This is a genomic window from Streptomyces hygroscopicus subsp. hygroscopicus, from assembly GCF_001553455.1.
GTDB lineage: Bacteria > Actinomycetota > Actinomycetes > Streptomycetales > Streptomycetaceae > Streptomyces > Streptomyces hygroscopicus.
This window is the reverse complement of the sequence record NZ_BBOX01000143.1, coordinates 1-12,620: the sequence shown is the minus strand read 5'-3', so window position 1 is coordinate 12,620 and position 12,620 is coordinate 1. Positions and strand designations below refer to the sequence as shown.

2 protein-coding genes are annotated in these 12,620 nt (G+C 73.0%); both read right to left on the bottom strand.

Annotation, left to right across the window (positions count from 1 at the left end; all coding sequences use genetic code 11):
* On the bottom strand, positions 1–8,719 hold an 8,719-nt coding region (locus AXW62_RS16930; RefSeq protein ID WP_060945267.1), incomplete at its 3' end, for a type I polyketide synthase.
* Positions 8,720–8,801: 82 nt separating this feature from the next.
* A partial coding sequence (locus AXW62_RS16925) for an SDR family NAD(P)-dependent oxidoreductase (RefSeq protein WP_159060895.1) occupies positions 8,802–12,620 on the bottom strand: 3,819 nt, incomplete at its 5' end.

Below are 12,620 nucleotides of genomic sequence, written 5' to 3'. Positions count from 1 at the left end.
GGTTCTCATCCTCCGCACCGGCCAGTACACCGGCCAGACGGTCCACCGCACGGCTGTCGACGGTCTCGGGCAGGTCGACCAGGCCGCCCCACCGCTGGGGATACTCCACTTCCACGATCCGCCCCAGGCCCCACACCATCGCCTGCACCGGGCTCACCAGCCGGTCGGAGCGCCCCACCGACACCGCGCCCCGGGTGCCGCACCACAGCGGAGCCACCACACCGGCGTCGCCCAGCCCCTGGACCAGGCCCACCGTCGCCGCGAGTCCGGCCGGGACCACCCCGAACGACCCGTGCGCCGACTCGTCCAGCCCCAGCAGCGAGAACACCCCCGCCACGGCCGACGGCTCCACCGCCACGCCGTCGAGCGCCTCACGCAGCCGCTCCGTCATCACCTCACGGCCATCCGCCGCGTCGACGACCACACGCACCACCTGCGCACCGCGCCCGGCCACACCGTCCACCACGGAGGCGAGCAACGCGTCGTCGCCACAGACCTTGGGGACGACGACCAGCCATGTGCCGGTGAGCGTGGCCTCGGTGGCGGACACCACGGACTTCCAGACGACGCTGTAGCGCCAGCCGTCGACCGTGCTCCGCTCACGCCGCTGACGACGCCACGACGACAGCGCCGGAAGCAGCGCCGTCAGCGACGACTGCTGCTCCTCGTCCTCCACCTCCAGCGTCCGGACCAGCGCCTCCAGGTCCTCGCGCTCCACCGCCTCCCAGAAGCGCGCGTCCACCGCGTCCGCGCCCGGCCTCTCGCCGCCGGCGGGCACCTCACCAACCGGCGCGTCCAGCCAGTACCGCTGGCGCTGGAAGGCGTAGGTCGGCAGATCGACCCGACGGGCACCACGGCCCTCGAACACCGTCCGCCAGTCAACGGTGGCCCCGCTGACGTGGAGCTCGGCGGCGGAGATCAGGAACTGCTCCAGGCCGCCCATGTCACGCCGCAGCGTGCCCACGACCACCGCCCGCGCTCCGGAGGCCTCCACGGTCTGCTGCACCGGCAGCATGAGTACGGGATGCGGGCTGGCCTCGACGAACACCGTGTGGCCATCGTCCAGCAGCGTGCGGGTGGTGGCCTCAAGCTCAACCGTCTGCCGCAGGTTCCGGTACCAGTACTCCGCGTCCAGCCCCGCCGTGTCCACCAGCCCACCGGACACCGTCGAATAGAACGGCACCTTCGAGCCACGCGGCGCGATGTCCGCCAGGACCTTCAGCAGCTCCTCACGGATCGCCTCCACATGCGCCGAGTGCGACGCGTAGTCCACCGGCACCCGGCGGACCCGCACCTCCTCACCCTCCAGCAGCGCGACCATCTCATCCAACGCCCCCGGATCACCGGAGACCACCACCGAACCGGGACCGTTGACCGCCGCCACCGAGATGGCGCCGTCCCAGGCGGCGATACGCTCCCTGACCCGGTCCACCGGCAGCCCGACCGACACCATCCCACCACGGCCCGCCAGACCCGCCGCGATGGCCTGCGACCGCAACGCCACCACCTTCGCCGCGTCCTGAAGCGACAGCGCACCCGCCACACACGCCGCGGCGATCTCACCCTGACTGTGACCCATCACCGCCGCAGGCTCCACACCCACCGAACGCCACAGCCCCGCCAACGACACCATCACCGCGAACAACACCGGCTGCACCACATCCACCCGGTCATAGCCGGGGGCACCTTCGGCGCCACGCAGCACATCCGTCAGCGACCAGTCCACATACGCCGACAGAGCCGCCTCACACTCGGCCACCGACTCCGCGAACACCGGCGAGGACTCCAGCAACCCCACCGCCATGCCCACCCACTGCGCACCCTGACCCGGGAACACGAAGACCGAGCGGCCGTGGATATCCGCCACACCCCGCGTGACGCCGGGGGCGGCCTCGTCCCCGGCCAACGCCCCCAGCCGAGCCAGGAGTTCCGCACGGTCAGTCCCCGTCACCACACCGCGATGCTCGAAGAGAGACCTGGTCGTCGCCAGCGACAGCGCCACATCCGAGACGTTCAGCTCCGGACGGGCCGCCACGAACTCCCGCAACCGCCCGGCCTGCGCCCGCAGACCGGCCGCGCTGCGGCCCGACAGCACCCACGCCACCGGCCCGTCGGCCGCCTCGGACTCGGCGGCCTCGGCCGCCTCGGCCTGCGGCGCCTGCTCCAGAATGGTGTGCGCGTTCGTCCCGCTCACGCCGAACGACGACACGGCGGCCCGCCGGGGACGCCCCGTCTCCGGCCACTTCGTGGCCTCGGTCAACAGCCGCACCTCGCCCGCCGACCAGTCCACCTCCCGCGACGGCTCATCGAGGTGCAACGTCTTCGGCAGCACTCCCTCGCGCATGGCCATCACCATCTTGATGACCCCGGCCACACCGGCGGCGGCCTGCGTGTGCCCGATGTTCGACTTCAGCGCGCCCAACAGCAGCGGCTGGCCCTCGGGCCGCCCCTGTCCGTATGTCGCCAGCACGGCCTGTGCCTCGATCGGGTCGCCCAGCGGCGTACCGGTCCCGTGCGCCTCCACGGCGTCCACCTCGGCCGCCGACAGGCGAGCACTGGCCAGCGCCTGGCGGATCACGCGTTGCTGCGACGGGCCGTTGGGAGCCGTCAGTCCGTTGCTCGCGCCGTCCTGGTTGATCGCCGAGCCACGGACCACCGCCAGCACCGGGTGACCGTTGCGCCGGGCGTCCGACAGCCGCTCCAGCAGCAGCATGCCCACACCCTCGGACCACCCCGTGCCGTCCGCCGCGTTCGAGAACGGCTTGCACCGGCCGTCGGGAGACAGTCCCCGCTGACGGCTGAACTCCACGAACACGCTCGGCGACGACATCACCGTGACACCGCCGGCCAGCGCCAGGTCGCACTCGCCCTGGCGCAGCGCCTGCATGGCCATGTGCAGCGCCACCAGCGACGACGAGCACGCCGTGTCCACCGTCACCGCCGGCCCCTCGAGACCGAAGGTGTAGGAGATACGGCCGGACGCGACGCTGCCCGCGCTGCCGGTGCCGAGGGAGCCCTCGAAGCCTTCCGGAGGGTTCCCCTGGAGACGAGTGGCGTAGTCGTTGTACATGACACCGACGAATACGCCGGACCGGCTGCCCCGGTTTGCCACCGGATCGATTCCCGCCCGCTCGAACGCCTCCCAGGAGGTCTCCAGCAGCAGCCGCTGCTGCGGGTCCATCGACAGCGCCTCACGTGGGGAGATCCCGAAGAACGCCGGGTCGAACCGGTCGGCGTCGTGGAGGAATCCGCTGTTACGGACGTAGTACGTGCCCTCCCGGTCGGGGTCCGGATGGTACATCCCGTCGAGGTCCCAACCGCGATTGGACGGGAACTCCGACACCGCGTCGGTGCCTTCCATCACCAGGCGCCACAGTTCCTCCGGGGTCCGCACCCCGCCCGGGAAACGGCAGCTCATGCTCACGATCACGATGGGGTCGCTGTCCACCGGGGTGCCGGCCGCGGCCACCGCCCCCGCGCCCGCCGAGGTGGTGACACCGTCGTCGCCCAGGATCTCGTCGCGCAGGTGGCCGACGAGTGCCATCGGGGTCGGATAGTCGAAAACCAGCGTGGCGGCCAGGCGCAGGCCGGTCTCCGCGGTGAGCCGGTTCCTCAGATCGACGGCCATCAGTGAGTCGAAGCCGAGTTCCTTGAACGGCTGCCGCGTGTTCACCGTCTCGGGGGTGGTGTGCCCGAGGGCCGCCGCGGTCTGCACGCGGACCAGTTCCAGCAGCGTCTCGTCCTGCGACGCCCGCGGCAGACCTGCCAGCCGACGGCGCAGCTCGTCGGGAAGACTCGCGCCCCGCTCCGATCGCGCGGTGCGGCGTGTCGTCACGTGGGGCACGACGCTGCGGAAGAGAGCGGGGAGTTCGGCGCCCTGCGCACGCAGCGTGGGGATGTCCAGCCGCAGCGGGATGGGCACGCTCTCGTCCGACGCCAGCGCGGCGTCGAACAGTTCCAGCCCTTCCTCGGAGGAGAGCGGCACCAGACCCGAACGCGACACCCTGCGCAGGTCTTCCTCACCGAGGTGTCCGGTCATGCCGCTGGCCTCGGCCCACAGACTCCACGCCATCGACACACCCGGCAGGCCCCGGGCCCGGCGCCAGCACGCCAGACCGTCCAGGAACACGTTCGCCGCCGCGTAGTTGCTCTGCCCGGCACCGCCCAGCACGCCGGTGGCCGAGGAGAACAGCACGAACGCCGACAGGTCCATTCCCTCGGTCAGCTCGTGCAGGTTCCAGGCCGCGTCCACCTTCGCCCGCAGCACCGGCTCGATCCGCTCACGGGTCAGCGACGTCAGCAGCCCGTCGTCGAGCACGCCCGCCGCATGCACCACACCGCTCAGCCCGAAGCCCTCCGGCAGCCCCGACAACACCCCGGCCAGCGCCTCACGGTCCGCGGCGTCACAGGCGGCGATCACCACCTCGGCGCCGGCGGCCTCCAGCTCGGCCCGCAACTCCGCCGCGCCCTCGGCCTTCGCACCACGGCGGGACAGCAACACCAGCTTGCCCACCCCATGGCCGGTCACCAGATGCCGCGCCACCAGGCCGCCCAGCACACCCGTGCCACCCGTCACCAGCACCGCACCCGAACCGAACCCGCCCGGCTCCGCGGCAGCCGGGGCCGGAAGAACCCGGCCCAGGCGCGGCACCCGCACCGCACCGGACCGCACCACCAGCTGCTCCTCACCCGAGGCCAGCACCCGGGGAAGGAGATCGGCCACCTGCTCCGCGTCATCGGTGTCCACCAGCACCAGGCGCCCGGGGTTCTCCGCCTGAGCGGACCGCACCAGGCCCCACACCGCGGCCCCCGCCAGATCCCTCACACCGACGCCGTCACCCACGTCCACCGCGCCCTGCGTCACCACCACCAGCCGCGCATCCGCCGGCTTCTGATCGGTGACCCACGACGTCACCCGCTCGAAGGCCCCGAACACCTCCCGGTGAACCTCACCCACCACGTCCGCACCGCCGGAGACCACCCGCACGACGTCCGTGTCCGGCACGGGCACCGCCCGGTCCACCGCGGGGGCGTTCACCCATTCCAACCGGAACAGCGCGTCCCGAGCCACCCCGCCCACGACCCTCAGCCGGCCGGCCTCGACCGGCCGCAACACCAAGGACTCCACCGAGGCCACCGCACGCCCGGACTCGTCCCCCACCACCACCGACACCGCGCCCGGACCGCTCCCCGTCGCCGGCGCCAGCCGCACCCGCAGCGAGGACGCGCCGACGGCCCCGAGCGAGAATCCCCGCCAGGAGAACGGCAGCAGACTGCCCGAACCGCCCGCCAGCGCCTCGCTCACACCCATCGCGTGCAACGCCGCGTCGAACAAGGCCGGGTGCAGACCGAACTCACCCGCGCGCTCCCGCTCCCCTTCCGGCAGCGCCACCTCCGCGAACACCTCGTCACCACGCCGCCAGGCACGCTTCAGTCCCTGGAAGGCCGGCCCGTACCGCAACCCGTTCTCCGCGGCCCGCGCGTACTGCCCCGACACATCCGCGACCTCGGCCCCCGCCGGAGGCCACACCCCGAAGTCGAAGGGGGCCGCCTCAGCGCCTTCGACCGGCGCGAGCGCGCCACGGGCATGGCATATCCACGCCGCGCCCTCTGCCTCCGCCTCGTCCCGCGAGAACACGCTCACCTCGCGGAAGCCCGAAGCATCCGCCTCGCCCACCTCGACCTGCAGGCGCACCCCGCCCTTCTCGGGCACGATGAGCGGGGCTTCCAGGATCAGTTCCGCGACCCGGCCACAGCCGACCTGGTCGCCCGCCTGCACCGCCAACTCCACGAACGCCGTTCCCGGCAGCAGGACGACCCCGTGCACGGCGTGATCCCCGAGCCACCCGTGCGTGGCCAGCGACAACCGCCCGCTCAGCAGCACCCCGCCGCCGCTGGCCACCGACACGACCGCGCCCAGCAGCGGATGCCCGAGCGAGCCCAGACCGACCGAGCCCACATCGCCCGCGTCCGCGGGAGCCTCGAGCCAGTAGCGCTCGCGCTGGAAGGCATAGGTCGGCAGCTCGACCCGCCGGCCGCCGCGCTCCTGGAGCACGGCGGCCCAGTCCACCTGGACGCCCTGGGTGAACAGCTCACCGGCGGAGATCAGGAAGCGCTCGAGCCCGCCGTCGTCCCGCCGCAGCGTGCCGAGAACCACGGCCGGTGCCCCTGCGGCCTCGATGGTCTGCTGCACCGGCAGCCTCAGCACGGGGTGGGGACTCACCTCGACGAACACCGAGTGCCCGTCGGCCAACAGCCCGCGGGTGGTGGTCTCCAGCTCGACCGTCTGCCGCAGATTCCGGTACCAGTACTCCGCGTCCAGACCAGCGGTGTCCATCGGCTCACCGGTCACCGTCGAGTAGAACGGCACCCGCGAGGAGCGGGGTGTGATGTCCGCCAGGATCTCCAGCAGTTCCTCCCGGACCTCCTCCGCCAGGGCGGAGTGCGACGCGTAATCGATGGCGACCCGGCGGACCCGGACTCCCTCGCCGTCGAACGCCGTGAACAGTTCGTCCAGCGCCTTCTCGTCGCCCGCCACCACCACCGAGCCCGGACCGTTGACCGCGGCCACGGTTACGGTGCCGTTCCAGGCGGCGATACGCTCCCGCACCCGGTCGATCGGCAATCCGACCGACACCAGCCCACCACGGCCGGCCAGCCGTGCCGCGATCACCCGCGACCGCAGCGCGACCACCTTGGCCGCGTCCTGGAGCGAGAGCGCGCCCGCGACGCAGGCCGCGGCGATCTCGCCCTGGCTGTGGCCCATCACCGCGTCCGGCTCGACCCCCGCCGAACGCCACAGCCTCGCCAGCGACACCATCACCGCGAACAGCACCGGCTGCACCACGTCCTCCCGGTCGTAGCCGGGAGCCCCGTCGGCACCACGCAGCACCTCGGTCAGCGACCAGTCCACGTAAGGCGCCAACGCGGCCTCGCATTCGGCCATCGCCTCCGCGAACACCGGCGAGGACTCCAGCAGCCCGACCGCCATGCCCACCCACTGCGCGCCCTGGCCCGGGAACACGAAGACGGAGCGGCCGGGAGCCGCGCTCTCGCCCACCACCACGCCCGGATGGGCGGACTTCTCCGCCACCGCCTCCAGGCCCGCCAGCAATGCCTCCCGGTCGCGGCCCACCACCACCGCTCGGTGTTCCAGCACCGACCGAGTCGTCACCAACGACAGCGCCACATCGGCCGCACCGTACTCCGGGCGCCGCGCCACGAAGTCCCGCAGCCGTCCGGCCTGGGCCCGCATTCCCTCCGCGCCACGCCCGGACACCACCCAGGCCACCGGGCCGTCGACGCACTCGGCCTCGGCGGCGTCGACCGCCTCTTCCTCCGGAGCCTGCTCCAGGATCACATGGGCGTTCGTCCCGCTCACCCCGAACGAGGACACACCGACCCTGCGCGGTGCCCCCGTCTCGGGCCACGGGACCGGCTCGGTCAGCAGCGACACCGCCCCCGCCGACCAGTCCACGTGCTCCGACGGCTCCTCCACGTGCAGGGTCCGCGGCAGCACACCGTGCCGCATCGCCATCACCATCTTGATGACGCCGCCCACGCCGGCGGCCGCCTGCGTGTGCCCCACGTTCGACTTCAACGACCCCAGCCACAGCGGCCGGTCCGCCCCGGGGCGCTCCTTGCCGTAGGTGGCCAGCAGCGCCTGCGCCTCGATCGGGTCACCCAGCGTGGTACCCGTGCCGTGCGCCTCCACCGCGTCCACCTCGGCCGGCGACAAGCCCGCGCTCCGCAGCGCGTCACGGATCACCCGCTGCTGCGAGGGTCCGTTCGGCGCGGTCAGCCGGCTGCTCGCGCCGTCCTGGTTCACGGCGGCGCCCCGCACCACGGCCAGTACCCGGTGCCCGTTGCGCCGCGCGTCGGACAGCCGCTCCAGCAGCAGCACACCGGCGCCCTCGGACCATGCGGTGCCGTCGGCCCCGTTCGAGAACGACTTGCAGCGTCCGTCCACGGCGAGTCCGCGCAGTCGGCTGAACTCGATGAACACCTCTGGCGTCGCCATCATGGCCACGCCGCCGGCCAGCGCCAGCGAGCACTCGCCCTGGCGGAGCGCCTGTACGGCCAGGTGCAGCGCCACCAGCGACGAGGAGCACGCCGTGTCCACGGTCACCGCGGGGCCCTCGAAGCCGAAGGTGTAGGAGATGCGGCCGGACGCGATGGAGCCGGCGCTGCCGTTGCCCAGGTGGCCTTCGAGGCCCTCCGGTATCGACCGGATGCGGGAGCCGTAGTCGTTGTACATCACGCCGACGAACACGCCGGTGCGGCTGGAGCGCGCGGACGCCGGGTCGATGCCCGCCCGCTCCAGCGCCTCCCACGAGGTCTCCAGCAGCAGCCGCTGCTGCGGATCGGTCGCCAGCGCCTCGCGCGGGCTCATGCCGAAGAAGGAGGCGTCGAAGCCGTTCGCGTCGTGCAGGAACCCGCCCTCACGGGTATAGCTCTTGCCCGGTTTCTCCGGGTCCGGGTCGTACAGGTCCTCGTCCCACCCCCGGTCCACGGGGAAGGTGGAGATGGCGTCCGTGCCCGAGGCGACCAGTTCCCACAGGTCTTCCGGCGACTCCACGCCACCGGGGTACCGGCACGCCATGCCGACGATCGCGATGGGTTCCCGGTCCCTGCCCTTGAGCTCCCTCAGCTCTTCACGGGCCTCGTGCAGGCTGGCCGTCGCGCGCTTGAGGTAGTCGCGCAGTTTGGTCTCACTCACCGCTTCTTGTCACTCCTCTGAGAACCCCGGGCAGGGGTGGTAAGCCTTCGGCCGCTGACTTCCGGGGACGGGGGCGGGCACGTCACGAGAGCTCCTCGTCGAGGAAGTCAAAGATCTCGTCGTCGGTCGCCGACTCGAACCTGTCGGCGGCGGCGGGCCCACCGTTCGTCGTCTGGGTCTGCTGCCCCGCGGTCAGCTTCGCCAGGACCTGCTGAAGGCGTGAGGTGAGGCGTTCGGTGGCCGCCTCGTCCGCCACCACTTCGGCGAAGGAGCTCTCCAGCTTCTCCAGCTCCATCAGGACCGGCAGCACCACCGACGCGTCCGTCTCCGTGTCGACGAGCTCTTCGGCCAGGTACCCGGCCAGCGCCCTGGGGGTCGTGTAGTCGAAGAGCAGCGTGGCGGGCAGCCGGAGACCGGTCACCGTGCCCAGCTGGTTGCGCAGTCCGACCGCGGTCAGCGAGTCGAAGCCGAGATCGAGGAATCCGCGGTCGGGGGCGATCAGACGCGCGTTGTCGTGGCCCAGCGCCAGGGCCGCGTACTCGGCCACCAGCTCGAGGAGCGCCTGCTGCCGGGCGGCGCGGCTCATCGAGCCGATACGGCGGCGCAGGCCGGCGGGGTCGGCGCCGGAACCGCCCGTGGCCGCCCTGGCGGGGCCACGCCGGGCCGTGGTCCGGACGATGCCCCGCAGCAGGGCCGGGATCGGCCCGTCCTGGGCTCGCCACGCGGAGGCGTTGAGCCGTGCCGGGACCAGGGTGGCCGCGTCGATGCCGCACGCGGCGTCGAACAGGGCCAGGGCCTCCTCGGAGGCCATCGGGGTCACCCCGTCCCGGGCGATGCGCCGCTTATTGGCCTCGTCCAGCTTGCCGGTCATGCCGCTGCGCTGCTCCCACAGCCCCCAGGCGAGTGACTGGGCGGGGAGGCCCTCGGCCCGGCGCCGGTGCGCGAACGCGTCCAGGAAGGCGTTGGCTGCGGCGTAGTTGGCCTGCCCCGGGCCGCCGAGCGTCCCGGAGAGCGAGGAGAAGAGCACGAACGCGGACAGGTCGAGGCCGGCGGTCAGCTCGTGCAGGTTGAGTACCGCGTCGACCTTGGGCCGCAGCACGCGGTCGAGGCGCTCGGGGGTGAGGGCCTCGACGACGCCGTCGTCCAGTACGCCGGCGGTGTGGATCACGGCGGTGAGCGGGTGCTCGTCCGGCAGGGAGGCCAGGAGCGCGGCGAGGGAGTCGCGGTCGGCGGTGTCGCAGGCGGCGACCGTGGCGTGGGCGCCGAGGTCCGCCAGTTCCGTCCGCAGTTCGGCCGCGCCGTCCGCGGCGGGGCCGCGGCGGCCGGCCAGCACGAGGTGGCGCACGCCGTGCTCGCCGACCAGGTGCCGGGCGACCAGGCCCGCGAGGCCGGAGGCCGCTCCGGTGACCAGGACGGTGCCCTGCGGGTCCCAGGTCATGCCGGTCGTGGCGGTGTCCTGTTCGGGCGCGTTGCCGCGAGCCGGGACCCGGGCCAGCCGGCCGGCCAGGACCTGGCCCTCGCGGACCACGATCTGTGGTTCGTCGGCGGTGAGCGCCACCGGGAGGACGCGGCGTGAGCCTTCGTGGTCGTCCAGGTCGGCCAGGACGAACCGGTCGGGGTTCTCGGACTGGGCCGAGCGCACCAGGCCCCAGACGGCCGCGCCGGCCGGGTCGGCCACATCGGTGTCGTCTCCCGCGGCGATGGCTTCCCGGGTGAGGAACACCAGGCGGGAGGCGCCGAAGCGGTCGTCGGCCAGCCAGCCCTTGAGCAGGTCGAGGGCGTGGTGACCGGCTTCCCGTACCGCGCCTGCCAGGTCCCGCGTCCGGCGGCCGCGGGACACCTCGGCGGCCAGCACGACGTCGGGCGCGGTCGTGCCCGCGGCGATGGCCCCGGCCAGGGCCGGGAGGTCCGGGTAGGTGTCCACGGTGACACCGGCCGATCCGAGGACGCCGGTCAGCCCGGCCCGGTCGGGTCCGAGGAGCGCCCAGCGCCCGGCCGCCACGCCGCCCGTCTCCGGGGCGCGGGAGGTGTCCACGGGCACCCACTGGACCTGGTACAGCGACTCATGCGGCTGAGCGGAGTTCACCTGCTCCGGTGCCACGGGCCGCAGTACGAGGGAGTCGACCGAGGCGACGAGTGCGCCGGAGGTGTCGGTGACGTGCACCGAGACCGTGTCCTCGCCGACGCTCGCGAGCCGCACGCGCAGCGCGGACGCGCCACCGGTGTGGAGGGTCACCCCGTTCCACGAGAACGGAAGGGTGCTGCCGTCGGTGCCGGACCGCAGAAAGGCGACGGTGTGCAGCGAGGCGTCGAGCAGCGCCGGGTGCAGGCCGTACCGCGCGGCCTCGGCTTCCTGGGTCTGGGGCAGGTCGACCTCGGCGAAGATCTCGTCACCACGCCGCCAGGCGGCTCGCAGCCCCTGGAAGGCCGGACCGTAGGCGAAGCCGGCGTCGATGAACCGGTCGTAGAGACCGGCCACGTCGATCGGCTCCGCCTCCGCGGGCGGCCACACGGCGAAGCCGGCGGCCACGGACTCCGCCGGCGCGTTGGCCGGGCCCCGGGTGAGCAGGCCGGTCGTGTGGCGTGTCCAGGGGTCGTCCGGCTGGGCGTCCTCGGGCCTGGAGTACAGGTTGAGGGCACGGGCTCCGGACGCGTCCGGCTCGCCCACGGTGAGCTGGATCTGGGCCGCGCCCCGTGCGGGCAGGACCAGCGGCGTCTCGATGGTCAGCTCTTCCAGCCGCTCGCAGCCCACCTGCTGTGCCGCGCGCAGGGCCACTTCCACGAAGGCCGTGCCGGGGAAGAGAACGGTGTCCGCGAACACGTGGTCGGCCAGCCACGGCTGAGTGACGACGGACAGGCGACCGGTGAACAGATAGGAGTCGGTGTCGGCCAGGGCGACGGCGGCGCCGAGGAGCGGGTGGCCGGGCGAGTCCAGTCCTGCCGAGGTCACGTCCCCGCTCGTGGCCGGGGCCGATTCGAGCCAGTAGCGCTGCCGTTGGAAGGCATAGGTGGGCAGTTCCACCCGCTGGGCGCCACGTCCGGCGAACACCGCGTCCCACGTCACCGTGGTGCCGTGGACGTGGAGTTCGGCCAGCGCCCTGGTCAGCGACTGGATCTCGGGCCGGTCCTTGCGCAGAGCGGGGACGAGGGACGGAACGGGCCCGCCGTCGGGCTCCTCGGCCGTCAGGCAGTCCTGGGCCATCGCGGTGAGCACACCGTCCGGGCCCACCTCCACGAACGACGTCACGCCCAGCCGCTCCAGGGTCCGTACCCCGTCCGCGAACCGCACCGCCTCCCGTACGTGGCGCACCCAGTACTCCGGCGAACACACCTCGTCCGCGTCGGCCGACGTGCCGGTGACGTTGGAGACCAGGGAGAGGGCCGGCGGCGCGAACGACAGCCCCTCGACGACCTTCCGGAAGTCGCCGAGCACCCCGTCCATGCGCGGGGAGTGGAAGGCGTGGCTGACCCGCAGGCGACGCGTCTTACGGCCCGCTCGCTCCCACTGCCCGGCGATCTCCAGCACCGCGGGCTCGTCGCCGGCGATGACCACGGCGGTCGGGCCGTTGACGGCGGCGATGCTCACCTCGGCCTCACGGCCGGCCAGTGACGCGGCGATCTCCTCCTCGGTCGCCTGGACGGCCACCATGGCGCCGCCCTCGGGGAGGGCCTGCATCAGCCGGCCCCGGGCCGCCACCAACGCGCACGCGTCCTCCAGCGAGAACACCCCCGCCACATGCGCCGCGGCGACCTCGCCGATGGAGTGGCCGATCAGTACGTCCGGGGTGACGCCGAAGTGCTCCAGCAGCCGGAACAGCGCCACCTCGACCGCGAACAGCGCGGGCTGGGTGAACGCCGTCCGGTCCAGCAGCTCCGCGTCCGCACTGCCCTCCGCCGCGAA